Origin of the sequence: Rhodococcus sp. p52, from assembly GCF_000763325.2 — a bacterium.
GTDB classification, from domain to species: Bacteria; Actinomycetota; Actinomycetes; order Mycobacteriales; family Mycobacteriaceae; genus Rhodococcus; species Rhodococcus pyridinivorans.
Map to the genome: position 1 here is coordinate 23,673 of NZ_CP016822.1, position 24,533 is coordinate 48,205.

At 63.2% G+C, this 24,533-nt stretch carries 23 protein-coding genes and 1 pseudogene; 13 read left to right on the forward strand and 11 right to left on the reverse strand.

The features are described from left to right. The first annotated feature begins 214 nt into the window (after positions 1 to 214). The 4 genes from IM25_RS24790 to IM25_RS26285 are packed head-to-tail and all read left to right on the forward strand — an operon-like array spanning position 215 to position 2,179. Positions 215 to 766, forward strand: coding sequence for a hypothetical protein (locus IM25_RS24790; protein ID WP_033098634.1), 552 nt, complete (start codon positions 215 to 217; stop codon positions 764 to 766). Between the two features lie 10 nt (positions 767 to 776). Further along, positions 777 to 1,346, forward strand: a complete 570-nt coding sequence (locus tag IM25_RS24795; RefSeq protein ID WP_033098633.1) for an HNH endonuclease — start codon at positions 777 to 779, stop codon at positions 1,344 to 1,346. An 18-nt stretch (positions 1,347 to 1,364) separates the two neighbouring features. Continuing rightward, positions 1,365 to 2,030 carry a hypothetical protein gene (locus tag IM25_RS26280; protein ID WP_157127033.1) on the forward strand — a complete coding sequence of 222 codons (666 nt, stop codon included), beginning with the start codon at positions 1,365 to 1,367 and terminating at the stop codon, positions 2,028 to 2,030. Next, positions 2,009 to 2,179, forward strand: a complete 171-nt coding sequence (locus IM25_RS26285) for a hypothetical protein (protein ID WP_019288673.1) — start codon at positions 2,009 to 2,011, stop codon at positions 2,177 to 2,179. The genes IM25_RS26280 and IM25_RS26285 overlap by 22 nt, the downstream gene beginning before the upstream one ends. A 137-nt stretch (positions 2,180 to 2,316) precedes the next feature. Here the strand turns inward: IM25_RS26285 and IM25_RS24800 are convergent, their stop codons facing one another. The 8 genes and pseudogenes from IM25_RS24800 to IM25_RS26590 all read right to left on the reverse strand — a co-directional run bounded on the left by IM25_RS24800 (position 2,317) and on the right by IM25_RS26590 (position 9,729). Further along, on the reverse strand, positions 2,317 to 3,321 hold the full coding sequence (locus IM25_RS24800) for a DUF4192 domain-containing protein (RefSeq protein ID WP_033098632.1): 1,005 nt from the start codon (positions 3,319 to 3,321) through the stop codon (positions 2,317 to 2,319). Positions 3,322 to 4,232: 911 nt separating this feature from the next. Further along, positions 4,233 to 4,349 (reverse strand): annotated as a pseudogene (locus tag IM25_RS25845) (recombinase family protein); the annotation flags it as partial. A gap of 261 nt (positions 4,350 to 4,610) precedes the next feature. After that, a complete protein-coding gene (locus IM25_RS24805; RefSeq protein WP_019288855.1) occupies positions 4,611 to 4,889 on the reverse strand; it encodes a hypothetical protein in 279 nt (92 codons plus the stop codon). Between the two features lie 119 nt (positions 4,890 to 5,008). Then, positions 5,009 to 6,076: a potassium channel family protein gene (locus tag IM25_RS24810; RefSeq protein ID WP_033098631.1), complete on the reverse strand. Its 1,068-nt coding sequence runs from the start codon at positions 6,074 to 6,076 to the stop codon at positions 5,009 to 5,011. A 228-nt stretch (positions 6,077 to 6,304) separates the two neighbouring features. Continuing rightward, a complete protein-coding gene (locus IM25_RS24815) occupies positions 6,305 to 6,970 on the reverse strand; it encodes a potassium channel family protein (protein ID WP_084295194.1) in 666 nt (221 codons plus the stop codon). Continuing rightward, on the reverse strand, positions 6,963 to 8,279 hold the full coding sequence (locus IM25_RS24820; protein WP_050993449.1) for a TrkH family potassium uptake protein: 1,317 nt from the start codon (positions 8,277 to 8,279) through the stop codon (positions 6,963 to 6,965). Before IM25_RS24820 ends, IM25_RS24815 begins: the two co-directional genes overlap by 8 nt. 68 nt (positions 8,280 to 8,347) lie before the next feature. After that, positions 8,348 to 9,088, reverse strand: a complete 741-nt coding sequence (locus IM25_RS26585) for a hypothetical protein (protein ID WP_019288851.1) — start codon at positions 9,086 to 9,088, stop codon at positions 8,348 to 8,350. Then, positions 9,085 to 9,729, reverse strand: coding sequence for a TnsA-like heteromeric transposase endonuclease subunit (locus IM25_RS26590; RefSeq protein WP_084295198.1), 645 nt, complete (start codon positions 9,727 to 9,729; stop codon positions 9,085 to 9,087). Before IM25_RS26590 ends, IM25_RS26585 begins: the two co-directional genes overlap by 4 nt. Positions 9,730 to 10,307: 578 nt before the next feature. On the opposite strand from IM25_RS26590, the gene IM25_RS24830 reads away from it, so the two are divergent. From IM25_RS24830 to IM25_RS24865, 9 genes are all read left to right on the forward strand, one after another. After that, the gene (locus IM25_RS24830) at positions 10,308 to 11,477 is read left to right on the forward strand and encodes a site-specific integrase (protein ID WP_065996639.1); all 1,170 of its coding nucleotides are present in this window, start codon (positions 10,308 to 10,310) and stop codon (positions 11,475 to 11,477) included. Between the two features lie 5 nt (positions 11,478 to 11,482). Beyond that, positions 11,483 to 12,493 (forward strand): hypothetical protein, encoded by a 1,011-nt coding sequence (locus tag IM25_RS24835; protein ID WP_033098644.1) that lies wholly within the window; start codon positions 11,483 to 11,485, stop codon positions 12,491 to 12,493. Positions 12,494 to 12,701: 208 nt separating this feature from the next. After that, a complete protein-coding gene (locus tag IM25_RS24840; RefSeq protein ID WP_084295200.1) occupies positions 12,702 to 15,134 on the forward strand; it encodes a type I restriction-modification system subunit M in 2,433 nt (810 codons plus the stop codon). Beyond that, positions 15,134 to 16,369: a restriction endonuclease subunit S gene (locus IM25_RS25855; protein WP_084295202.1), complete on the forward strand. Its 1,236-nt coding sequence runs from the start codon at positions 15,134 to 15,136 to the stop codon at positions 16,367 to 16,369. The genes IM25_RS24840 and IM25_RS25855 overlap by 1 nt, the downstream gene beginning before the upstream one ends. Beyond that, positions 16,366 to 17,097: a TIGR02391 family protein gene (locus IM25_RS24845; RefSeq protein ID WP_033098629.1), complete on the forward strand. Its 732-nt coding sequence runs from the start codon at positions 16,366 to 16,368 to the stop codon at positions 17,095 to 17,097. Before IM25_RS25855 ends, IM25_RS24845 begins: the two co-directional genes overlap by 4 nt. Beyond that, positions 17,094 to 20,189 (forward strand): type I restriction endonuclease subunit R, encoded by a 3,096-nt coding sequence (locus tag IM25_RS24850; RefSeq protein ID WP_065996630.1) that lies wholly within the window; start codon positions 17,094 to 17,096, stop codon positions 20,187 to 20,189. Before IM25_RS24845 ends, IM25_RS24850 begins: the two co-directional genes overlap by 4 nt. Further along, the gene (locus IM25_RS24855) at positions 20,176 to 20,898 is read left to right on the forward strand and encodes a M48 family metallopeptidase (protein ID WP_033098627.1); all 723 of its coding nucleotides are present in this window, start codon (positions 20,176 to 20,178) and stop codon (positions 20,896 to 20,898) included. Before IM25_RS24850 ends, IM25_RS24855 begins: the two co-directional genes overlap by 14 nt. Before the next feature lie 169 nt (positions 20,899 to 21,067). Beyond that, positions 21,068 to 21,574, forward strand: coding sequence for a TIR domain-containing protein (locus IM25_RS24860; protein ID WP_019287553.1), 507 nt, complete (start codon positions 21,068 to 21,070; stop codon positions 21,572 to 21,574). Next, positions 21,571 to 22,017 (forward strand): HIT family protein, encoded by a 447-nt coding sequence (locus tag IM25_RS24865; RefSeq protein ID WP_033098626.1) that lies wholly within the window; start codon positions 21,571 to 21,573, stop codon positions 22,015 to 22,017. Before IM25_RS24860 ends, IM25_RS24865 begins: the two co-directional genes overlap by 4 nt. A gap of 44 nt (positions 22,018 to 22,061) precedes the next feature. Here the strand turns inward: IM25_RS24865 and IM25_RS26295 are convergent, their stop codons facing one another. The 3 genes from IM25_RS26295 to IM25_RS24875 form a co-directional block, all read right to left on the reverse strand. After that, complete coding sequence (locus IM25_RS26295; protein WP_157127034.1) at positions 22,062 to 22,652, reverse strand: hypothetical protein; 591 nt, start codon at positions 22,650 to 22,652, stop codon at positions 22,062 to 22,064. Continuing rightward, the gene (locus tag IM25_RS27710) at positions 22,649 to 23,239 is read right to left on the reverse strand and encodes a TIR domain-containing protein (RefSeq protein WP_084295204.1); all 591 of its coding nucleotides are present in this window, start codon (positions 23,237 to 23,239) and stop codon (positions 22,649 to 22,651) included. Before IM25_RS27710 ends, IM25_RS26295 begins: the two co-directional genes overlap by 4 nt. Positions 23,240 to 23,528: 289 nt before the next feature. Then, positions 23,529 to 24,050 carry a hypothetical protein gene (locus IM25_RS24875; protein WP_033098625.1) on the reverse strand — a complete coding sequence of 174 codons (522 nt, stop codon included), beginning with the start codon at positions 24,048 to 24,050 and terminating at the stop codon, positions 23,529 to 23,531. Positions 24,051 to 24,533 lie beyond the last annotated feature (483 nt).

Here is a 24,533-nt window from a genome sequence, read left to right on the forward strand (position 1 = left end):
CATGAGGTGTGTGAAGATTGTTCGAGCGAACGGAGTTCGGTCGAAGGCCGGACAGGACCTCGATGGTCCTGTCCGAGCAGCGGAGCTGCGTGTGTTGGGAGCGTGAGCGTCACGGTTTGTCGGTGTGGTGACCGGATCAGGACGACAGCGGAGTGCCTTCGGTTCTGGTCGTCGGCCTCCCCGCGACCGGCGCGAGCCGCTACACTTCCGGCCTATGGCTTCGACTTCCCAACCGGCATCTCGCCGCTCACTTCGTCCGCACACGACGCCGAACGTTCGGGAAAACGCCCGCCGTCAACGGGAGCGACTGCTCGCTCGTCAGGCGGAACTCGAAGCGTTGGCCGGCCCCATCCATGAAGCGACGGACAAGCTGTCCAAGCTCGAAGTAACGGTCGCCTCGCGGGCACAGGCTCCGCTGAAGAAGATCGAACGGCTCGAGCAGACCCGGGATCGTCGCATCAAGAAGATCCAAGAGGAGTACGCGGCGAAGATCGCCGAGATCCAGCGGGAGATGGAAGCCGGCACGGAGACGTTGACTCCGCAGGAGCGCGAGCAGGAATCGTCGCTGCTGCGCGAGTACGCGGAAGCGATCGTGACGTTCAGTCGCAGCGCCTCGGCGTCGGAGCTGGCACCGTTGCTCGGCGTGAGCACCCGCGAAGCGAAGAAGCTCATCATGCAAGCCAAGGCAGATCTCGGTGCCGCCGATGTCGCCGAGTCGGATGCACCGTCGTCCGACGATCAGCAGACGGTGCCTGCGGCGTCGTGATGCTGCGGTCATGACTGACGATGTGGAACCCGCGCTCGACATCGGGTTCCCGGATCTCGACGTCGAGTTCGTTGCTGAGGAGTCGGAGGAACGGCCGCGGCGGGTCCGGGTGGTGGACAATTCGCTGCGACCGTCGAAGGCGAACATCGCGGCGTTCTGGTCGAAGGTCGTCAAGTCCCCGACGTGTTGGTACTGGGTCGGTGCGATCAGTGCGCCCGACGGGTACGGGCGGTTCAACTTCCAGCGTGAGAACCGGCAACGCACGATGCTTGCGCATCGTTTCTCGGTGGAGCTGGTGCACGGGCCTCTGACACCGGATGTGGTGTGCGAGCACAAGTGCAACGAGCCGTTGTGCGTGCGTGTCGGGTTGGGGCATTTGGTGGAGTCCACGCACAGTGAGAACGTGCGTTACGCGATCGCCCAGGGAAGACTTTCTGGTCATGCGTTGCTCGACGGTCAAGGGCGCTCACGCTACGAGCGATCTGTCGCTATCCGTGAAGCACTGCGCAACGGCTACGACGAAGCTGCGTTGTTCCATGCCAAGACCAATCCGGGTGATTGTCAAGGCACCTTGTTCTGAGGCGATCAGCAGTGCTGCATGGGTGCGACCTCGTCTTTTCCGCAGCACTACTACGATTTCGTGGTGGACATACCCGCTATCGCTTCTGTCATCAGTGCACTGGGCATTGGCTCGTTTATCGGCCAGTACCTCATCGGCGCACAGCAACGTCGCCAGCTGAGAAGCGAGGTGCTGAAGCACTTGGCGCAGACCGAGACCGTGCGGTGGGCGAGTACGACCACAATCGGTCCAGGGTTCCGCGAGAGCATCCGTGAACTGGAAGCTGCCGCCTTGGTCTCCCAAATTCCGCAGCGGGTTGTCGAGCAATACACGATTTTCGCCTACACCGCTTGGTGGGAGAGCAACGAAAACTGGGAGGCAGGCGGCGGGGACGAGGAGGATGCAGGGATCGATCGTCGGTTGGCCGATCTTGTCCAGGAGGCGGCAATCGAACTGAGCGCAGCAGCCTGGTCGCCTTGGACCTCCAAGTTTCGTCGAGGTAGCCGACTAAAGAAGAGAATCAGTCGCGCGGAGAACATCGACGATCCGCGCGTGACAGGAAGCTTGGCTCGTGCGCAGAACGCGCGAGCAGCCTGTAGAACACAGATACGGGTCGGAACCAGTGACCCGACCTCCGCATCCCGACGCGCAGGAGCAGACTCCAGGCCGGCAGGAGGGTCAATATGGTGGAACGGTCACACGTAGAAAAGCAGTTGTACGACGCGATCAAGCACGACATCCGTCCGAGTGAGAGCGAGCTCAAAGCGATCGTGAGCGGTGAGAGTGTGTCCCGGTCGCAACCGTCGGCGGTCGATTTCGTGTTCCCCGACGATGCGGAGCGCGACGGTCTCTGACGGCGTGCGCGTGGTTATGCTGTGCGCTGTAGGACGTGCGCTAGCGTCGGTCAGGCTCGATGCCTGACCGACGCTCCAGCGCAACGGGCGAGGCCCCCGGAACTAGGGATTCCGGGGGCCTCGCCCGTGTTGTGCTGTCAGATCCAGTCGCCGCTGGGCGCGGGGAGCTCGACGCGGAACTTCTCGCGGGCGATACGGACTCCGGTGCCTGCGAGCTTGCGAATCATTGTCGGGTGCAGCCCTGCGGTGAGGGCTTGCTCGAGCAGTCCGAGCATCCGGGTGTCGCACAGCGGGTGCTGGGTCGCTTCCTCTCGGGCGGCGGTGAACGCGCTTCCGGCGGCCGGTCCCTGGAAGTTCACGTAGGCGAAGAACCCGGCGACGGTCAACGCTGCCACACGCTCGCGGGTGCGCAGCTTGCTGGCGATCGCTTCCATCGTTTCGGAGGCGACGTTCGGGTCGATCACCGCCAGTCCCAAGATGGCGTCACGGGCGTGGATGTCGGTGGTGAGCAGCAGTCCGACTCGTGCGGCGAGAGCGGAGTCGGGGGTGGTGCGGGTGCTTACCAGCTCGGCCAGCTCGCGGATGATGCTGCTCGCGAACTCCTCTCCCATCGTCTCTTTCGCGGCGCGGGCGCGTCGGCGATCGGTGACGGTCACTGAGTCCTTGCGGCGGTAGCGGGCGGTGAGCTCGGAGCGGTCGCGGGCGATGGTGCGGCCGTTGAGTACGGTCGCGGCGCCCACCTCGGTGGTGGCGGGGTCGGGGACCGTGCCGGTCTCGAACAGCCCACGCATGTCGGTCCAGGTCTCGCTGCCGCGGATGCTCGGGGTGTAGAAGCTGCCCCACACATCGGCTCCGGCACCGAGCAGCATGGCGATCACCCGCTCGGACTCGTCGAGCACCTCGTGGAAGGTGCGGCTTTCGGCGACCACGATGACGTACACGCCCTCGGTGTCATTGGAGCGGTTGATCGCAGCGGTGACGAGCGGATGGTCCATCTCGCCGAAGTCCATCCGAGCGATGTGGGATAGCCGGTTTCCCGCGAGGAAGACCAGCACGACCGACTGCGACGGCACGAAGCCCAGCATGGCCGGGATGGCAGCGATCATCTCGCCGGTGTTGTCAATCTTGATGGGCTCGGTCATGAGCCGCCTCCTCAGTGTCGGGGCGGAGCTACTCGGCCCGCCTGTTCTTGGTGCCCTTCTGGCAAGGAGATGACGACCTGCACAGGGCCGCGGGAGTGCAACCCCCGGACGGAAAAATCTTTCGAGGAGCGAAGCGGGGGAAAGAATTTTCCGGGCCACCAGGCCGCGCAGCGCCGGGGGTTGTGCGAAGCGGACCGCAGGTCAAAATCGGATGGCCAGAAGGGCGCCTTCTCGGAGTTGTTGTGCAGGGCGGCGCGGCAGCGACGCTCGTTTCGGTGGACACCGAAGGTGGCCCGTGTCCGGCATCGAGGTGCTGGACACGGCCACAGGATGGGGGAGTGATGGGGGTGTACAGAAGATGCTGCTCGGTCGTGCGGGATTCGGTACCTGTCTGCTCTTGGCGGTGCTCGACGCATTGTTGGCGGCGGGGTTTCTTGCGGCCGGCTCACCCGGTCCAGGTCTCGGTTTGCGGCGATCGCATCACTGTTCGTCCTGGCCGCGGTTCTGCGGCGTCCGCGAGCGGCACGCACGTCCTCGTTCGCGGACTCGGATCGGCCGGCCTCTGAATCTGGTGCTGCCGCGCCACCGCTGCGCGCCGGCTTGCCTTCGAATGACCGGGTCGGGGATGGGATCGGAGCCCGCTCGGTGGCCCGTAGAGGCAGCGCGGCGGAGGTGGCCCAACAACACCGAAGTCCACCCTTCGTGATCATGGTCGGTGGTGTCTGGTGGATGCGCTACAGTCCCGTCCAGCGAGTCCGGGGGGCCGCTACTGCCCAACTCTCGGTCCGAAGATCCCTTGCGGGGCCTCGGCCCGAACTCGGTGACCTGGGGGATCACCGGGTTCGAGCAGTCGCGGCCCCTTCGACGCCGTGACTCTAGCTGCGGACGGCGTAGGTGTGGGCGTCGGCGACGGTGTAGCCCTTGTCGGTGTAGATCCGGTCGTCGCGGGCTCCGAGGCGTTTGAGGGCCGTGCGTTGGGCTCGCAGATCTTGGCCCGCGGTGCTGCATCGGGCATATCCGATCAGGATTCCAACCCTGAGGCGACCACCGCACTGTTTGGGTCAGCGATACGAGATCCAGATGCAGGACGGTTAAACAGGACGGTCCGGCGACTCGATTCGGCAGGATGCGATCGAGTGCCAGGCCGTTTCGGAGTGTGCTGTTTGGGGATCGTCAAACATCACAGGTGTCGAGGGTCAGCCGAAGAGCCATCGTGACTTTTAGTGTCACCTAATGTTTGTCGACCGTACCGCACATCGACATGCGTGGACCGCAGCGCACGGCGGGCATCAGCCGGCGGACGTCGCGGCGAAGACGAGGAAGACGACAAACAAGGCGGCCACGCCGAGCCCGCCGCCGAGCAGGGCCTCGCGTGGGTTCGACGCGAGGCCCTTGTCGACGCGGTTCAGGCCGATCCATCCGCATACCACGGCGATCACCCCGGCGGGGACGGTGACGAGGTCCCCGACGAACGGCACGAAAGCGAACACCGCCGCCGCGATACCGGCGATCAAGGCGGTGCTGCCAACGCCGTTGCGGTAAGGAGCTCCGGTCATATCGTCGGTCATTGTGCCTCCGGTGCAGATCGTAAGTCCCTCAGGGACCAGTCCATCGTGCCCCCTTGTTGTAGGAGCAGGACACCTGCACCGAAGTGCGTGCCGCTACCGGAGTTCTCGCGCAACCGGTATCAGTTCGACTCCACGCGCAGATACAGCAGCCTGTCGTCGGCGGCGACGACGACGAGCTCGGGAGAATCCACCCGGATCAACTGTCCGTCACGGACGACACCGAGCACGATCTCGGGCAACTGGCGTGGCGGGAGGCCGACTTCGTCGGGTGCGACCTCGCGTTCGGAGACCGCGAAACCGTCCTCCGGGGTCAGCAGGTCTTCGATCATCTCCACCACCGTGGGCGTCGTGGGAGCAAGCCCCAGCAACCGGCCCGCCGTCTCGGCCGAGACCACCACGGTGTCGGCACCGGACTGGCGCAACACATGGGTGTTCTCCGACTCGCGGACCGCGGCGGCAATGCGTGCCTGGGGGGCGAGCTGGCGGGCGGTCAGGGTCACCAGCACCGCAGTGTCGTCACGATTGACGGCCACGACGATCGAGGCGGCATGCCGCGCCCCGGCCAGTTGCAGCACATCCGACTTGGTGGCCGAACCCTGCACGGTGACCAGGCCCTGGCGCGACGCGATGTCCAGACTGATCGGATCGGTGTCGACCACCACGATCTCCGACGGAGGGAGTCCATCGGCGAGCAGGGCATCGACAGCGCTGCGGCCCTTGGTGCCGTACCCGACGACCACGCTGTGACTGCGGGTGCGCCGACGCCACCGCTGAATCTTGAACGCCTGCCGTGAACTTTCGGTCAACGCCGACAAGGTGGTACCGACCAGCACGATCAGGAAGAACACCCGCAGCGGTGTGATGACCAGGACGTTGGTCAGCCGGGCCTGCGGTGTCAGGGGTGCGATGTCGCCGTAGCCGGTGGTCGACAGTGACACGGTGGCGTAGTAGATGCAGTCGAGCAGCGACAACGGATTGTCCTGTACATCGCGGTAGCCGTCCCGACCCAGATACACCACGACCACTGCCACCATCAGCGCGGCCAGGGCGTACCCGATTCGGCGGACGATCGCCCGGCCCGGACTGGTGAGCTCCTGCGGTACGCGCAGCACACCCACGAGCGCGAAGTCGGGACGGTCGGTGAGGGTGTCCGAACGCCGCAGCGGCACCCGCAACTTACCGGGCATGATCGAACGCACCCATCCGTCGGCCGCTCACAGGACTGTCCCAGTCATGCCCGTCAGCTTAGAGACCTCGGAGACCGGACTGGCCGCTCCTCGGTGAACCGGTCGGTGCACGACCCGACTGTGTCTTCGTTCGGGTTCGGCATTCTGGTACCGCCGAACGATCCGGCCGCTGCTGATCCTGATCGGTTCGCTGTGACTCATCCCCCCAATCCGAGGAGGAGTCGGGGCTCAGGTCAGCTCGGCGAAACGTTCGGTGTCACGGACCTGACCGGAGACGATGATGGTGTCGCCCGGAGCGACGATGGTGTCGGCGGTGGCATAGGTGAACCCTTCGCCGGGTCGTTTGATCGCCACTACCGTGACCTTGTACCGGCTACGGATGGTGGTCTGCGCCAAGGGTTGGCCGACCATGAACGCCGGCGGGCTGGTCTTGACCATGGCGAAACCGTCATCGAACTCGATGTAGTCCATCATCCGGCCCCGCACCAGATGCGCGACGCGTTTGCCCATGTCGTGCTCGGGCCGCACGACATGATGCACTCCGATCTGGGTGAGGATCTTTGCGTGCGCATTGCTGATCGCCTTGGCCCACACGTTCGGCACCGCCATGTTGATCAGCGCCGACGCCGTCAGCAGGCTCGCTTCGAGATCGGAGCCGATCCCCACGACCGCCCGGCCGTATTCCTGTACCGCCAGCTGGCGCAGGGACTCCTCGTCGGTGGTGTCGGCGACCGCGGCATGGGTGAGCCGATTCGAGACCTTGTCGATCACCGCTTCGCTGGAGTCGATGCCGAGCACCTCGGTGCCTTGCGCCATCAACTCGAGCGCCAGCGACTTGCCGAACCGGCCCAGACCGAGGACCACGACGACGTCAGCGGCGGGGTTTCTAGCCAATGAAGGGCCTTTCTACGGGACGTTCGAAACGGCGATTGTTCTCCCGGGCGGCCAGCGCGCTGACCAGCGTGATCGGACCGATCCGGCCCAGATACATCAATACGACAAGGATCAGCTGTCCCCAGGCCGGTAGTTGCGCGGTGATGCCGGTGGACAGTCCCACCGTGGCGAACGCGGAGATCACCTCGAACAGCAGCGCGTTGAGATCGAATCCGGTGCCGGCGAGCAGGGCCAGGGTCGGGATCACCACCAGCGCGACCCCGATCAAGGCCACCGACAGGGCTTGGCGTTGCACCCGGGGGTCGATGCGCCGGTCGAAGATCGTCACCGATTTCTCCCCGCGCACCTCGGCGGCGATGACGAACAGCAGCACCGCGAAGGTGGTGACCTTGATGCCGCCGGCGGTGCCGCCGCTGCCGCCACCGATGAACATCAGCACATCGGTCACCAGCAGCGTCGCCTCGTCCATCTGGGCGTAGTCGACACTGTTGAACCCGGCCGTGCGCGGCATGACCCCTTGGAAGGTGGCGATCAGCAGTTTCGCCCCGAGCGGGTGGCCGCTGAGGGTGTGGCGCCACTCGAGAAGCAGGACCAGCAGCGGGCCGAGCACCAGCAACACCGCGGTCACCGTCACCGTCAACCGGGTGTGCAGCGACCACCGGCGGCTGCGGCCGCGTAGATGCCGGCCGATCTCGAACAACACCGGAAAACCGATCCCGCCGAGGACCACCGCGACCAGCAGCGGCACGCAGATCCACGGGTCGTCGGCGAAGCCGATGATGTTGTCGCTGTAGAGCGCGAACCCGGCATTGTTGAACGCCGAGACCGCGTGGAAGACCCCGAGCCACACCGCCCGCGGCACGGATTCGTCGTAGCCGATCACGAACCGGGCCGCCAACGCCGTCGCCACGACCGCTTCGATGAGCACACTGGTACGCACCACCCCGACGATCACGGACCGGACATCCCCCAGTCCGGAGGTGCGGACCTCTGCGGCGGCGTTGAGCCGGGCCCGCAGCCCGATGCGGTTGGCCAGCACCAAGCCGATCAGCGAGGCCATCGTCATGATGCCGAATCCCCCGACCTGGATCAGCGCCACGATCACCGCGTGCCCGTATCCGGACCAGTAGGTCGCGGTGTCGACGACGATCAGCCCGGTCAGACACACCGCGGACGTCGCGGTGAACAATGCCGGCAACACTCCCGCACCGACCCCGGACTGCGTCGCGGCCGGCACCAACAACAAGGCGGTCCCCACCAGCAGGGCGAGAGCGAAACTCGATGCCACCACCCGGGCCGGGCTGCGCATCACCTGCGCGCCGACCCGCCGCAGCGGAGCAGGCCACGCGCTCGTGCGTGTATTCACGTCGTCGCACACTAGACCCGGCGCCGTGCCGGGTCTTCCTGAACCCACCGCTGACCAGGGAAAATCGTACCTTTCGGGCACGGACTCGGCGTGCTGCGGCCGCAATTCCGAGACAATCGGTTCCGCAACCTGCTCTCTCCGAACCTCGGCCAGCACCAAAGCGGCCCGCCCTCGATGGCGGCGGCCGCCAGTGTGGCTTTCGCGCCTTCCCGCAGAGTCGGCCGGCCTCTGTGGTAGGCATCGTCCCGTAGGGACTGGTCGGTGGAGCGGAGGGAATCCTCCTCCGTGTCCAGCGTCAGTTGATAGGCGCCCTTTTGAACCTCGGAGTACCTCAGGTGGGAGGGCTCGAGCGACCCGATGCCGACAGATCCCTCGCCGAAAAAGACCTGGACCCGCTCCCAATCCGTGAGCGACGGACCGTCGCCGCCTCGCGTCAGGAGCGTGCCGGCTCCCTCGCGTGGCATGGCGTGCAGCTTCTGGATCACCTCGAAGCGGTCGCGGGGGATCTGGTATTTCCCGCCGCTGGCGACGAAGTCGGGATACCTGTGGAGGTGCTCGGTGATCGCGCCGAGGCCGAAGCGGCCACCGGCCGCGACGAATTTCTGCTGGATCTTCACGCCGCTACGCATCAGGTCCACAGGGCCGTTGTCATTTATCCACTGGTAGACAGCGTCCCCACCACGGATGTAGCGGCAAGCATTGCCGACGCCGACCTCTGCGACTTCGGCGATGAAGCCGTCCATGCCGTTCATTCCGCCACGGTTGGCGGCGACCACCTCGAGGTCGAGTCGATCTTCCGGATCGCCGCGTCGACGCTGGCGAGCGCGTCCTCGAGATCACTGGCCTGAAACAGGGTCGGCAGCACCTCGATCGGATCGCCTACGTCCTCGGCGCCGAGCAAGAGCGGCCGCGGCACAGCGAAGCTCTCGACCAGCTTCGGTGCCAGCCCCACCCGTCGGCAGCGCGGGTGCCGATAGCCCGACAACCACCGCAGGTTTGCTGCCCGCACCCGATCCATCTCACCGAAACGGCGGTATTGCCAACCGAGCAACTCACACACCGCCGCGGTCGTGTCGAACACCGCCTGATCCTCGGCGTCGATCCGAGTATCGGCCCGCACGTCCACCACCACTGCTCCGCCGTCACGCAGCCGCAGGAAGTAATCGGGGGTGTGCCGTTTGGTCTTTTTTGCTCGCCACGACAACCGAAACGGCTGAGAACCGATCCCCGTCACCTCAGGACTTGAGTCGAAGGCGATCAGCCAGTCCCGCTCCAGCCAGGACTCGTACCCGACATGCGAACCCGTCGTAGCCGACCACCACAGGCCTGGAAAGCTCCGTTGCCCCCGATACGACGGGAATCCGCGCACCGGCGAGGCGTCTTCGAACCGCACGGTCGCACACGACGACAACGGGACCTCACACCGTTGTCCATCCGGGCCTATGAACTCGACCTGGTAATCCTCCCCAGCCCCTACGGCAGCGACACCAGCCAAGGCACCAGCCTCCTGAACGCGCAGGTGGGGAACGGTCTGCCTCAACTTAGTGGCAAAAACCTTGTACTTGCCTCAGACACACCGACGATGCCTCAGATCAAATGGCAAAGGACAGTGGAACCTACAAACTGTCGAGATGCAGTGAAGATTGACAGGACACGCCGCTACAGATTGACAGAGGCTCGGTGAGACGAGCGCGCCAGTCAAGGTTTCATTCCGGGAAACCGCAGCTCAGAAGCCTTATAAAGCTGCGGACGGCCCAGTTAATCTGCCCCGTCCATCTCGCTAATCTTCGCCGCATCTCGACACAAACAACTGGATAAACCGGGCGGATTTTCGCCCTGGTGCTATGTCAGTCATGGTTTGTGCGGGGTCAGTGCCGATAATTGCCATTAGCGCACCATCAAGTTCGAAACCGCAGATGAGCGCGTTTTCCTGCTCGAGAGCGTCGGTGCCGGGGGGTAGGCTCCGTGTTCGTGCCCGACCACCTGCTCACGAGCCACTCCGACGACGTGTCCGTGCCTGTCCCGACCTTCGGAGACCCCGCCATGCCGGTGTTGCCGGATGAAACCCTCACCAAAATGGCGGGGACCGTCTCGCGGTCGCGGTCCGAGTCGACCCGGCGAAACTACGCCGCCGACTGGCAACGCTTCACCGCCTGGTGCCAGCGCGAAGGTCACGCGGCGTTGCCGGCGCATCCGCTCACCGTTGCCGCCTACCTGCTGGGCGCCGCCTCGACGGTGACGGAGGCGGGGGAGCGGGCCTACTCGCCGGCCACCCTCGCGCGGTGGGTCGCCGGGATCGGCTACCACCACCGCCGCGCCGGCCATCCCGCCCCCGGGGCGGACGAGCTGGTCGCCGCGACCTTGTCCGGGATCCGCCGCGACTACGCGACGGCGGGGGAGCGGCCCCGCACTCCCCGGGCGCCGCTGCTCACCGCCGACATCATCACCATCGTCGACAAGATGCGCGCCGACAGCAGCAGCTGGGCCGCGGAGGTCCTCGAACGCCGCGACGGTGCGATTCTGCTGCTCGGCTTCGCCGGCGCATTCCGGCGCAGCGAACTTGTTGCCCTCGCCTGCAGTGACGTGTCCTTGCACCGGCTCGACGGCCTGCACATCCGCCTGCGCAAGACCAAGACGGATCAGGAAGGGCGGGGGAGTGTCCGGGCGCTGCCGTTCACCCACAACCACACCAGTTGCCCGCCCTGTGCGTGGATGCGGTGGGCACAGGTCGTCGCCGCCTTCGACACCGGGGGCCGCCCCGCCGTCATCCGGCTGCTCCGGGGCGCGGAACCCTTCGAAGCGCATGTGTGCCGCGGTGTGCGGCCGCGCATGGTGCCGTCCTCGCCGTTCTTGCGATCGATCCGCAAGAACGGCAACCTCTCCGAGACCGCGTTGTCGGGGGCGGCGGTGCACCAGGTGATCCGGCGCCGCGCCGCTCAGGCCGGCTACGACGCCGACATCGTGCAACAGTTGGGTGGGCATTCGCTGCGGGCCGGGTTCGTCACCCAGGCCTTCCGCAACGGTGCCAGTGCGCACGCGATTATGCGCCAGACCGGGCACAGTCCCCCCGCCATGCTCGAAACCTACGCCCGCGAACATGCCCCGCTCATCGGCAACGCCGTGACCAATCTCGGATTGTGACCGCGATGGCCAGAATCGACCGAGAAGCGTTCCACCACAACGATGTTCGCGATGCCAACCTCGGCCTGCGGATCCCCGCCCGCTACCGGCACGATTGGATGCTGTTCGCCGACTGGTGTGCCGCTGCGGACCACCAACCCACCCCTGTTGCGCCTCAGACCCTGGCGTTGTTCCTACACGAACACCCCGCTACGGCCGCAACGCAGCGGCGCCGGATGTCGGCGATCAACGCCGTCCACACCGGGCACGGCTACCCGCCGCCGGGGCGCACCGAGACGGTGCGCCGGCACCTCGATGCCGCCCGCGCCCAGCGCCTCGACCGGATCGAGCGCCTGCTGAGGCAGCGGGCGGTCGAGCTACCCACCGAGGGTTGGTCGAGTGGACTGTTCGGCCGTCGCGACGCGCTGCTGCTGGTCCTTGCCGCCACCGGCATGAACTTCACCGACCTCACCCGGCTACGCCGCCGCGACCTCCGCCTCGACGGCGACACACTTATGGTCACGACCCGGTCCGGCGAACAATTCCGGCTCGTACCCGATCCCGAGACCGGATGCGATCCAGCTGCGATCTATCGACGGTGGGCAAACATCCAGACGTTCCTCGACCAGTACCCGGGCACCCATCTGCTGCGCCATCACCTCACCGCCCCCACCGAAATCATCGCCGACCCGCTCGATGCCGAACAGGCGCGCCAGCCGTTGCTGTGCCCGATCGACCGCTGGGGACACCTCCCACACGCGCAACCGATGACCCCGCACTCGGTATCGACCCTGGTGCGAGCGCATCTGTCCGGCCATGCTCCGGTCCGGAAGGTGCTGCCGGTGTGTCCTCCGGACGACGCCGAGGTCTGGGTCGAACCCCAGATCGACCTCGACCCCGACTACTACGAACACGGCACTGCATCCCGACGCCGCGACCACGAGAACCTTGAGGATCTCGCCGAGGTCTTCGATGAGATCGAAGACCGCACCGACGCCCTGCTCAAGGACCTGATGGCAGTGCTGGAGGGATGTTGAACCGGTACTCACCTCGGCCGAGGTGGTGCACGCCGGCCCGCAGGCTGGGAGGGCCGAGATGGGACGGGCGCCGGTGGAGAGGCGTTCTGGAGGCAACTCCCGTCCCCGAGGGGTTTGTCGGGGTGGCACGATTCAATGCAGGTTCGAACGGTATCGATTCGGCGGCACCCGTCGACGAACGATCCGCAGGCACGACAGGAAGGCGACCGTGGCGCTCAAGAAGTCCGATCTGTACTCGTCGTTGTGGGCAAGCTGCGACCAGCTCCGCGGCGGGATGGACGCCAGCCAGTACAAGGACTACATCCTGACGCTGCTGTTCGTGAAGTACGTGTCCGACAAGGCCAAGACCGATCCGAACAGCCTGATCGACGTGCCGGAGGGCGGATCGTTCGACGACATGCTCGCCGCCAAAGGCGACAAGGAGATCGGCGACCGCTTCAACAAGATCATCGCCGCGCTGGCCGAGGCCAACGGTCTGCGCAACGTCATCGACCAGGCCGACTTCAACGACGAGGAAAAACTCGGCAAGGGCAAGGAGATGCAGGACCGGCTCTCCAAGCTGGTCACCATCTTCAACGACCTGGACTTCCGGGGTTCGCGTGCCGAGGGCGACGACCTGCTCGGCGACGCCTACGAGTACCTGATGCGCCACTTCGCCACCGACTCCGGCAAGTCCAAGGGCCAGTTCTATACCCCCGCCGAGGTCTCTCGCATCCTCGCCAAGGTTGTCGGTATCGGACCGCACCCCCGCCAGGACCACACCGTCTACGACCCGGCCTGCGGGTCCGGCTCGCTGCTGCTCAAAGCCGCCGCCGAGGCCCCGCGTGGCATGACGATCTACGGCCAGGAAAAAGACAACGCCACCTGGGCGCTGTCGAAGATGAACATGATCCTGCACGGCAACGAGATCGCCGAGATCGAAAAGGGCGACACCCTCACCAACCCGCAGTTTACCCGCAACGACCAACTGCGGACCTTCGACTTCGTCGTCATGAACCCGCCGTTCTCGGTCAAATCCTGGAGCAACGGCCTCGAGCACGACTACGGCCGCTTCGAATACGGCCGCCCCCCGGAGAAGAACGGCGACTACGCCTTCCTGCTGCACGCGCTTAAGTCCCTCAACAGCACCGGCAAGGCCGCGATCATCCTGCCCCACGGGGTGCTGTTCCGCGGCCACGCCGAGGCGACGATCCGCCGCAACCTGCTCCAACACGGCTTCGTCAAAGGTGTCATCGGGCTGCCGGCGAACCTGTTCTACGGCACCGGCATCCCGGCCTGCATCGTCGTCCTCGACAAGGAGAACGCCCCGGCCCGCACCGGGGTGTTCATGATCGACGCCTCCAAAGGTTTTATGAAGGACGGCAACAAGAACCGTCTGCGCAGCCAGGACCTTCACAAGATCGTCGACACCTTCACCAAGCAGATCGAGATCGACCGCTACTCCCGCATGGTGCCGCTTCGCGAGATCGCCGATCCGAAAAACGACTACAACCTCAACATCCCCCGCTACATTGACTCCTCCGAACCCGAAGACCTCCAAGATCTGCACGCCCACCTCCACGGCGGCATCCCCGACCGCGACCTCGACGCCCTCAGCAACTACTGGGACGCCTTCCCCCAGCTACGCGGTCATCTCTTCACCCCAAACCGCCTCGGCTACAGCGACCTGGCCATCGACGTGAGCCAGGTCCAGCAGGCCATCCTCGACTCCACCGAGTTCCAGCAGTTCACCGACGAAGCCCGGACACTGACCACCGACTGGTTCGCCGCGCACCGCGACACACTCGCCGCTATCGACGAAGACACCACACCGAACGACCTGATCGCCGCCCTCGGCGACGACCTGCTGGCCCGCTTCAAACCCATCCCACTACTCGACGAATACGACATCTACGAACAGCTCATGACCTACTGGCACGAGGTCATGCACGACGACGTCTACCTGCTCCTGGCCGACGGCTGGCACGCTGCCGCCCGACCCCGCCAGACCATCGAGGACAAGGACCGCAAACTCTCCGAAACCCCCGACCTGGTCGTCGGCTCCGGGCGCGGCGCCACCAAATACAAGACGGACCTCATCCCGCCGGCGCTGATCGTCGCCCGTTACTTCGCCGACGCACAGGCCAGAATCGACGAGCTCACCGCCGCCGCCGACGAGGCCACCCGCGCCGTCGAGGAATACCTCGAAGAACACGCCGTCGAGGACGGACTGCTCGCCGACGCCATGGGCGACGACAAGATCTCCAAAGCCCTCGTCGCCGGACGATTGAAGGCGATCAAGAAGGGTGGTGATCCCGAGGAGATCGAGGCACTGCAGCAGGCGATCGAGCTGTACAACGCCGAAGCCACCGCCAAGAAAGCCGTCAAGGAAGCCCAGAACGAACTCGACCTCGCCACGCTCAAAAAATACGGCGACCTCACCGAAAACGACATCAAAACACTCGTGCTCGACGACAAATGGCAGGCAACCATCGTGCACCGCGTGGTAGGTGAAGTCGAAGCGCTCACCCTCGACCTGGTCGCGCGCATCCAACAACTCGGCGAACGCTATGCGGCAACCGTCCCAGATCTCGATGCCGAGCTCGATCAACTTGAAGCCAAGGTTGCCGAACACCTAGCTGCAATGGGGGTTTCGACTTAATGACGGTTGTGGCTGAATGGAAAGAGACGACGATCGGTTCGGTGGCGTCCGTGTCCCGTGGCGCTTCTCCTCGTCCGATTGCATCGGCGAGGTGGTTCGACAGCGGAAGCGATGTTCGTTGGGTCCGAATTGCTGACGTAAACCGATCTGATGGACGGACACTCCTCCAAACTACGCAGGCATTATCGTCTGATGGGATAGCTCGAAGTCGGTACCTTGCGCGTGGCACACTGATCATGAGTATCGCCGCTACAGTTGGCGTCCCGGTGATAACCGGAATTCCAACATGCATCCATGACGGTTTTGTAGCCTTGGAGAACCTGAAGGTAGATCAAAAATTCTTGCTCTATCTACTAAAAGCATCCGAAGGTAAACTGCGCGAGGCAGGCCAGTCTGGCTCTCAGATGAACGTGAATACGGACATTGTAAAGGGTCTGAATATCAGGATCCCCATCAATCAAGGGGAGCAGAAACGCATCGCTGCCGCACTGTGGGACATTGACGACCTGATCGCCACCCTTGAGCGGCTCATCGTCAAGAAGCAGGCGATCAAGCAGGGCATGATGCAGCAGCTCCTCACCGGACGTACACGCCTGCCTGGGTTCGTCGGGGCATGGAAGCTGCGACAAGTTTCAGATCTAGTAGACGGCTTGGCTGCCGGTGTCAGCGTTCGCTCGACTACTGCGACTACCGGTAGAGGCTCGATTTTGAAGACATCGTGTGTAGAGAACGGTAAATTCATACCGAGCGAATCGAAACCAATTTTGCCCGCCGATATTCCTCGTGCTCGCTGTAACCCCCTTGGGGGAAGCCTCGTCATCAGCCGAATGAATACCCCTGCGCTTGTTGGTCAAGTTGGGTACGTTCGGGAGACGCGTCTCGAACTTTTTCTGCCGGACCGCCTTTGGATGGCTAGAGCAAAACGCGGAACCGTTACTGACATGCGTTGGCTCACATACCACTTTGCCTCAGACTCTGGTGCAAGTTGTCTTCGAGGGATGGCGACTGGCACCAGCGGGAGCATGAAGAATATCCCTAAAGATCGCTTTCTATCTTTAGAGATCGAGGTCCCTAGTGAGCGCGAGCAAGTAGCAATTGCAAATGCCCTCCAGGATGCCGACGACGAAATTGACTTGCTGGAGGCACGGCTTGCAAAGGCTCGTGCTGTAAAGACAGGCATGATGCAACAGCTACTTACTGGACGCACTCGATTGCTGGCGGAGCCTGCGGCATGAACATTGAGTGGGCAATTGAAGAACTCGACAAGTTCATCGAACAGACGGTCATGCGCAACGGAAGCGGTTCACATGGCGGTATAGCCGTCTTCACCTCCCAAAACTACACAGCTGCATCCGATGCTGACGTCGCGAGACAGGCCCAGGTCATCGAGAAGATTCTCGACCGTGTCATTCCCGATTGGCTTACCGCCATCGAGAATTCGAAGAGCAACCGCTGGACACGGCATCGTGAGGCTGCAATCCGGGCCCGTGAAGAGCTGGTCCGTGATGAGGAGATAAGGCAGAACCTCGGTGATAATGCCCCGGAACTTTCTGCTGCCCGGCTGCATACCTGGGTGTGGGATGGGGCCAGATCCCTTTGGCAATCGGGTCACTATCGCGAGGCTGTCGGTGGTGCGATTCGAAAGCTCAATGCCGAGACACAGAATAAGGTAGGTCGCCGCGATATCAGCGAGACCGACCTGTTCAAACAGACGTTCTCTCTTGAGGATCCGAAGCCGGCCAAGGCGCGCCTACGTCGAATGGAGAACGATGGAAGCGACACCTACAAGTCAGTACAGCGAGGCGCGATGAGTCTGGCTGAAGGCATATTCGCTGGCATCCGCAATCCACTCAGCCATGAAGTTGACCAGGAACTGAGCGAGCAGGAAGCGCTCGAATACCTCGCAGCCCTGAGTGTGCTGGCCCGATGGGTCGACGAGGCGGAGGTAGAGGCGGGTTCATGAGTGATGTCGGGCAAGTCGAGCGGAAGACACAGGACCGGGTGGTGGTGCTGTTCCGTGATCAGCTCGACTACGAGTATCTCGGGAACTGGGCCACGCGTGCCGGTAACGCGAACATCGAAACCGCGTTGCTGACCGCCAGCTTGAAGGCCCGCGGGTACGACGCCCCGCTCATCAACCGGGCCCTCGATCAGCTCGGCAAGGCCGCAGCGGTCGGTGCCGGGCACGGCCTGTACGAGGCGAACCGGGAGGTGTACGGGCTGCTGCGCTACGGGGTGAAGGTGCGCCCCGGGTTCGGCGAGCAGACCGAGACGGTGTGGCTGATCGACTGGAAGAACCCGCACGCAAACCATTTCGCGATCGCCGAGGAAGTCACCGTCGCCGGCCAGCACACCAAACGCCCCGACCTCGTGCTGTACGTCAACGGGCTGGCACTGGCCACCCTGGAACTCAAACGCTCGAAGGTAGCGGTGTCGGAGGGAATTCGGCAGAGCATCGGCAATCAGCGCCCGGAGTTCATCGGCTCGTTCTTCTCCACAGTGCAGTTCGTGTTCGCCGGCAACGACGTCGAAGGTCTGCGCTACGGGGTGCTCGACACCCCGGAAAAGTACTGGCTGGAGTGGAAAGAACCCTCCGAGATCCCCGATCCTCTCGACCGCGGGCTGGTGCAGCTGTGCGGCAAGGAGCGGCTGCTCGAGCTGATCCACGACTTCATCGTCTTCGACACCGGGGTGAAGAAGGCACCCCGGCACAATCAGTTCTTCGGGGTCAAGGCCGCTCAGGCACGGATCGCCCAGCGTGAGGGCGGCGTCATCTGGCACACCCAGGGCTCGGGCAAGTCCTTGACGATGGTGTGGCTGGCGAAGTGGATCCGGGAGAACCAGCTGGACCCGCGGGTGCTGCTGATCACCGACCGCACCGAACTCGACGAACAGATCGAACGAGTCTTCCAGGGCGTCAACGAGCAGGTCTATCGCACCACCAGTGGCGCGGATCTGATCGGCACCCTCAATACCAGCGAGCACTGGCTGATCTGCTCGCTGATCCACAAGTTCCGCGGCACCGACACCGGCAAGGACGCCGACGAGGAGGCCACGGCGAAGTTCATCCAAGAACTGCGCGCCACCGTCCCGAACGATTTCAAGGCCAAGGGCAACATCTTCGTGTTCGTCGACGAGGCACACCGCACCCAATCGGGGGCGATGCACGAGGCGATGAAACAGCTGTTGCCGGGTGCGATGTTCATCGGGTTCACCGGCACCCCGCTGCTCAAGGCGGACAAGGCCACCAGCATCGAAACGTTCGGTACGTTCATCCACACCTACAAGTTCGACGAGGCCGTCACCGACGGGGTGGTGCTGGATCTGCGATACGAGGCCCGCCACATCGACCAACAGCTCACCGCCCCAGCCCAGGTCGACGCGTGGTTCGACGCGAAAACCAAGGGCATGACCGACCTGTCGAAGGCGGAGCTGAAGAAACGGTGGGGCACCCTGCAGAAGGTCCTCACCAGCAAGTCGAGGGCCGAGAAGATCGTCTCCGACATCCTGCTCGACATGGAAACCAAACCCCGCCTGATGGACGGTCGCGGCAACGCCATGCTGGTGGGCTCGAGCATCTACCAGGCCTGCAAGTTCTACGCCATGTTCGTCGCCGCGGGCTTCAAAGGCAAATGCGCCATCGTCACCAGCTACACCCCCAACGCGAGCGATGTGGCGAAGGAAGACGCCGGGGTAGGGGACACTGAAAAACGCTTCCAGTACGACACCTACCGGCGGATGCTCGCCGACTTCTTCGGCGAACCCGTCGACACGGTGGCCACCCCGGCCAAGGTCGAGGCGTTCGAGCAGGCCGTCAAGCGCCAGTTCCGCGAAAATCCCGGGCAGATGCGGCTGCTGATCGTCGTCGACAAACTCTTGACCGGCTTCGATGCCCCGTCGGCGACCTATCTGTACATCGACAAGAAGATGCGCGACCACGGCCTGTTCCAGGCGATCTGCCGCGTCAACCGGCTCGACGGGGACGACAAGGACTACGGCTACGTCGTCGACTACCAGGACCTGTTCAACTCCCTCGAATCTGCAATCACCGACTACACCTCCGGCGCCCTGGACGGCTACGAGAAAACCGACATCGACGGGCTGCTGTCGGACCGCATCGACAAAGCCCGCGAGAAACTCGACGACGCCCTCGAACGCGTCCGGGCACTCGTCGAACCCGTCGCCCCACCAAAGAACACGCTGCAGTATCAGCAGTACTTCTGTGCGCTCGAGCCCGGAAACACCGACCAGCTCAAGGCGAATGAACCCAAACGCGTCGAGCTGTACAAGTCGATCGCCGCCGCGGTGCGGGCGTACGGCAACCTCGCCAACGAGATGACCGAGGCCGGCTACACCCCAGCCGAAGCCGACACGATCCGCCAAGAGGTCGCCCACTACGTCGATGTGCGGGCCGAGGTGAAACTCGGTGCCGGCGAGAACATCGACTTCAAGCAGTACGAGGCCGGGATGCGGTACCTGCTCGACACCTACATCCAAGCCGGCGCCTCCCAGATCGTGGCGAACTTCGCCGACACCGGGCTGATCGAGCTCATCGTCCAGCACGGCACCGGGGCCATCGACACCCTCCCACCGGGGATCAAGAAAGACCCCGAGGCGGTGGCGGAGACGATCGTCAACAACATCCGGCAGGTGATCGTCGACGAACACGCCCTGAACCCGAAGTACTACGACTCCATGAGCACCCTGCTCGACGCGATCCTCGACGAACGCCGCCGCCAAGCCCTCGACTACCAGCAGTACCTGACCCAGCTGATCGACACCGCCAAGAAGATCGGCACCCAGGACTCCGGCACCACCTACCCCGAGTGGGCCGACAACGGCCCCCGCCGCGCCCTGATCGACTTCGGATTCGACGATCCGGCCACACCGATCCAGATCGACACCGCGATCCTGACCAGCAAACCCCACGACTGGGTCGGCCACCCCATGAAAGAAAAAGTCGTCAAACGCGCCCTCCATAAGGTTCTGCCCCCGGACTTCGACCGGATGGACGAGCTATTCGACCTGATCAAGGCCCGCGATGAGTACCACTAACGCCTACCTGAGCGTGCGCGGCATCGACATCGATGTGATCTACAAGGACATCAAACACCTCCACATCGGCGTCTACCCACCGTTAGGTCGGGTGCGGGTCGCCGCCCCCATGAGGCTCGACGACGACCAGGTCCGCCTGGCGGTGATCCAACGCCTGACGTGGATCAAACGCCAACGCGACAAACTCCGCTCCGCGCAGCGGCAATCCGAACGCGAGATGGTCACTGGCGAATCCCACTACATCTGGGGGATACGGCGCCGCCTCACCGTCATCGAACGCCCCGGACGAGCGCACGTCGAGATCGACGGCGCCCGCCTGCTGCTCTACACACCCCCCGGCACCTCGGCCGACAAGCGGCGCGAGTATCTGGACCACTGGTACCGCGAACAGCTACGCCAGGTGATCCCCGACCTGATCTCCAAGTGGGAGCGTGAGCTCGGGGTGAGTGTGCCGCAGTGGACGATTCGGCGGATGAAAACGAAATGGGGCTCGTGCAATCGCGAGACCCGGCACCTGTGGTTCAACGTCGAACTCGCCAAAAAACACCCCGATTGTCTCGAATACATCGTCGTGCACGAAATGATGCACTACTTCGAACGCAATCATGGTGAACACTTCACCACGTTGATGAACCAGCACCTACCCGACTGGCGGCAACGCCGTGACCAACTCAACGGGGCACCACTTGGGCACGAACAGTGGCCATAACGTGCCCCATCCAATGAGGTGGGGCACGGTGAGTTGACGAAGGCTACTGGCTGGACGAGGAGCCCTCCATGCACCTATCGGACCAATGATATCGGCCCGGATTCGTAGGATATGAGCTGAGTTGCTCGGCCTAACAGGGTTCGACCAAAAGATTCGAACAGGAGTGCATGTGTCTCGATCCTCTTTTGTTAGCTTCCACTACCAGCGAGACCATTGGCGAGTCCAGCAAGTCTTGAGGATGGGAGCACTGGATGAACAGGTCGAGCTGCCAGCGCAAGATTGGGAACAGGTCAAGCGCAGAGGAGACAAGGCCGTCGAGGAGTGGATCGACAAGCAGATGAACTACAAGCAGGCGGTCATCGTGATGATCGGAGCGGAGACCGCCTCGCGGAAGTTCGTTCGCTACGAGATCCAACGCGCCTGGGCGATCAAAAAGCCGCTACTCGGTGTGTGCATCCATGGCCTCAAGAATTCCGCAGGAATCACGGATCAGCCTGGAGCGAATCCGTTTGCGCAGTTCGGTTTTTCCGACAGCAGTAGGACATATGCCGACTATGTTCCCGTCTACGACCCAGCCGATTACACTGGTCGCTTCGCTCCTACGAGCAATGACATTTACGCCGCGATTCAAAAAAACATCGCAACGTGGGCCACTCAGGGCTATCGACGACCATGAACAAGAGTGAGAATCCCGAACACCTATGTCCGTTCTGTGCTATCGCTGCACGCCGAGGACCTGCACGAGAAATTATGCGCACCGCGGACGTCATTGCCTTCCTTCCGGACGTGCCTGCGGTCCCAGGGCACACCCTCGTCGTGCCACAGGCTCACGTGCGCAACATCTGGGAGATTGATGAGCACACCGGACATGTGCTGGCCGATGCTACGCGTCGCGTTGCAACAGCGGTTGCCCGCGCAACTCAAGCCGAGGGCATGAACATCATCCAGTCGAATGGAGTGGCTGCTGGCCAGTCAGTCTTTCATCTCCACATTCATGTGGTGCCGCGCCACATGGGCGACCGCATTCCTGAGCTTTGGCCGCCCGATGCAGACTGGTCGGATGCGGAGCTCGATTCCATCGCCTCGACCATACGAGCATCGATTGATGAGCTCGGTTGACATTCCGAAAGACACGGTCGCGTTGAGACCCTACCCCTCCCCCCCTACGACGGTGGCGGGGAAAAGGTCTCGCTGGGTTGGGGGGCGGGCATGGGTACCTGTGGGAGCGGCGTTGCACTGTCATTGAGGGTGGGTTCCGGGTTATCAGGTACGCCGGTCTGCAAACCTCCCTCGGTTGTCACGCGGATTTCGTAGGGGGACGGATTAGTTTCGGCTGGAGATAGAAGTGCGAGAGTGAGAGTCACAAGGAAGATCAGAACAATCATTGCACCATAAAAAAGACTCAAACTTACCGAAAATGCCACGGCCCACCATGAGTGTCTAGGCACGTAGCGTCGCGGATTAATTTTGAAGTCTTTGACGGTGCCCGCTGCGACTGCATCATATATGTTTCGGAATGCGCGCTCCTGCCTCAGGTAGTAGGTGTCCAGTATCCAAAAAACGAGTGCGGGAAGAACAGCAGCGGCGGCGAGTAAAATATGGTCATGCGCTACCGCAAATCCCATGAGAGCCGAAACCAGAGTAAGCGACCATCCTTTCAGCAAGAAAGAATTGTTCGCCAACCTGGTTATTATCGACTGGACGAACTCCATATGCTTATGATGGTCGTTCTGATTTACTTGCGAGGAACTCATCGACGCTCCAGGTCCTCGTATCGTCCCTCAGTACGAGCAAAAGACTTGATCGGCTCCCCGCGCAGACCCGAAGGGAGCACAGCGTATGGCTCTGTCGTCCCGTAGGGCAATACTTCAACCTTCTCGATGACCTTATACAGCCCCAAGTACTCCTGCCCCACGAAGTCGTCGTACTTGACTGAGCTCTCGATGGGGAGAATCGAAATACGCTCAGCATTCCGTAGACCGTCGAAGTATCCGAGCTCCCACGGCATCCACCGCGATTCGCAGGCCGCCCTTGAAGTTGCATAGATCATCGTTCTCGACACGCGCATCTGGTCCCGAAGGCGGGCTGCCGTGGCAGATGATACTTGAGTGCGATCCAGCTGAGGATCCTCTATCCAGTCGACGTATACGCTCAACCCTTGCTTCCGCAGCAAATTTCGCAATCCTAAAATAAGGCGAGCGTCCCGAACGCTATGACTGAGGAATACATCGAATCCTCCTAGCGCAGACTTTTCTAACCTACTTAAAGCATCAGCTGCCGAGCTTGCTGTACGCCCCTCGGCGTACGTCAACAAGTCTTGTTCGGTGTAGTACAGAGCCATCTGTTCTCCCTTCGAAATCCCATTTAACCAGTGACGACTGACACCTTTAGGGATTGCTGCGTGATCCGGTAACAGACTGACCTGGTCCTACGAGGTGCCGAATCATCCGGGCCTGCAGCATTCTCCTCTCCGGAGCACCAGGCGCGTGCTGCGAGCGATTCTCCCAGCGAAAATTGGGTGTTTGCACAGTCTGAAAATTTCTGGCATCGTGAACGGTGCCCAGGGCACTAGCTCTGGTGAAGTGAGCCCGGCAGCCTTCCGGACGGTTGGTGAGCCGGGTTTCGCGTTTCTACCGCACCGTCATGGTCTTGGTGATCAATGGGCGGACCCGATCGGGCCACTCACCGCCTTTGGCCAGGCACCACGCGACCGCATCAGGGATCCACAGCATCGGTTCCTGCTTGGCCCGAAGGTGGTGATAGGTCAGCTGCTCGCGGATCCCGTGCTTGCCGGCCGCTTCGAACAGGACCCGTCGGTCGGACTTGACGGTCGAATCGTCCTGCTCGAGGACCAGCCGAGAGATCGGCAGCTCGGCGAGGTCTTCCACCAAGGTTTCCAGGCAGCGCGGACGTCCGAGCTTGGGTGTGAGCCCGGCAGCGTGATAGACGCGTACCTGCACATCCAAGGTCACCAACGCCGAGCAGATCGCACGTCGCCGCGAATCCCGTTCGGACTTGAAGTGAATCCGCTCCTGACCTTTCATCCGCAACCCCGCCAAGGTGCGGCGGGCGTGCTCGAGCGCCGACGGGTCCGCGACCGCAGCGACGACCATGATGCCGCGGACGGTGTTCTCGTCGATGAAGGCCTGCACGGGTATCGAGCCTAGAGAGGACGCAACCGTGCCCGGACAGAAGGTCGGCCCCGCCGTCGACTCGGGTTCATTGGTCCAGGAATGCCCGAGCGCTGCCTGCTCTCTACCCGCACCCCACCGAATGAGGCATGACGAGATTCGGAGCACCGAGGAAACCCGTGCACGCGTCGGGATGTGCCCACGGGCCTAATCTGCCAACGTCGACCGAGCCCAAATGCGCCTGCAGGCACCGTTGCCCACCGGGGTCGTTGCTGTGGGCAGGAGCCAGCGAGCGTTGTGCGGTGGTCAGCGAGCCTCACAGTCACGACAGCGGACTACTGCCGGGCGCTCCAGGACTGCCCCGGCGTTGGTGCCGAGCTGTTCACCATTGCCGAGCCGTTCCCACGCCCGGGGCACGTCCCGGATCTCACCCCACTCGGACAGATCACTCTCGTCGTTGTGCGGACAGCCGGGTAGATGCGCGGTTCGGCTGGGACTGACCAG

Bases quoted from the DNA above. Each gene is read 5' to 3' on its own strand.
- IM25_RS24790 (WP_033098634.1), top strand. From the start codon at position 215: ATGGCTTCGACTTCCCAACCGGCATCTCGCCGCTCACTTCGTCCGCAC.
- IM25_RS24795 (WP_033098633.1), top strand. From the start codon at position 777: ATGACTGACGATGTGGAACCCGCGCTCGACATCGGGTTCCCGGATCTC.
- IM25_RS26280 (WP_157127033.1), top strand. From the start codon at position 1,365: ATGGGTGCGACCTCGTCTTTTCCGCAGCACTACTACGATTTCGTGGTG.
- IM25_RS26285 (WP_019288673.1), top strand. From the start codon at position 2,009: ATGGTGGAACGGTCACACGTAGAAAAGCAGTTGTACGACGCGATCAAG.
- IM25_RS24800 (WP_033098632.1), bottom strand. From the start codon at position 3,321: ATGACCGAGCCCATCAAGATTGACAACACCGGCGAGATGATCGCTGCC.
- IM25_RS24805 (WP_019288855.1), bottom strand. From the start codon at position 4,889: ATGACCGACGATATGACCGGAGCTCCTTACCGCAACGGCGTTGGCAGC.
- IM25_RS24810 (WP_033098631.1), bottom strand. From the start codon at position 6,076: ATGCCCGGTAAGTTGCGGGTGCCGCTGCGGCGTTCGGACACCCTCACC.
- IM25_RS24820 (WP_050993449.1), bottom strand. From the start codon at position 8,279: ATGCGCAGCCCGGCCCGGGTGGTGGCATCGAGTTTCGCTCTCGCCCTG.
- IM25_RS26585 (WP_019288851.1), bottom strand. From the start codon at position 9,088: ATGAACGGCATGGACGGCTTCATCGCCGAAGTCGCAGAGGTCGGCGTC.
- IM25_RS24835 (WP_033098644.1), top strand. From the start codon at position 11,483: ATGGCCAGAATCGACCGAGAAGCGTTCCACCACAACGATGTTCGCGAT.
- IM25_RS25855 (WP_084295202.1), top strand. From the start codon at position 15,134: ATGACGGTTGTGGCTGAATGGAAAGAGACGACGATCGGTTCGGTGGCG.
- IM25_RS24845 (WP_033098629.1), top strand. From the start codon at position 16,366: ATGAACATTGAGTGGGCAATTGAAGAACTCGACAAGTTCATCGAACAG.
- IM25_RS24850 (WP_065996630.1), top strand. From the start codon at position 17,094: ATGAGTGATGTCGGGCAAGTCGAGCGGAAGACACAGGACCGGGTGGTG.
- IM25_RS24855 (WP_033098627.1), top strand. From the start codon at position 20,176: ATGAGTACCACTAACGCCTACCTGAGCGTGCGCGGCATCGACATCGAT.
- IM25_RS24865 (WP_033098626.1), top strand. From the start codon at position 21,571: ATGAACAAGAGTGAGAATCCCGAACACCTATGTCCGTTCTGTGCTATC.
- IM25_RS26295 (WP_157127034.1), bottom strand. From the start codon at position 22,652: ATGAGTTCCTCGCAAGTAAATCAGAACGACCATCATAAGCATATGGAG.
- IM25_RS27710 (WP_084295204.1), bottom strand. From the start codon at position 23,239: ATGGCTCTGTACTACACCGAACAAGACTTGTTGACGTACGCCGAGGGG.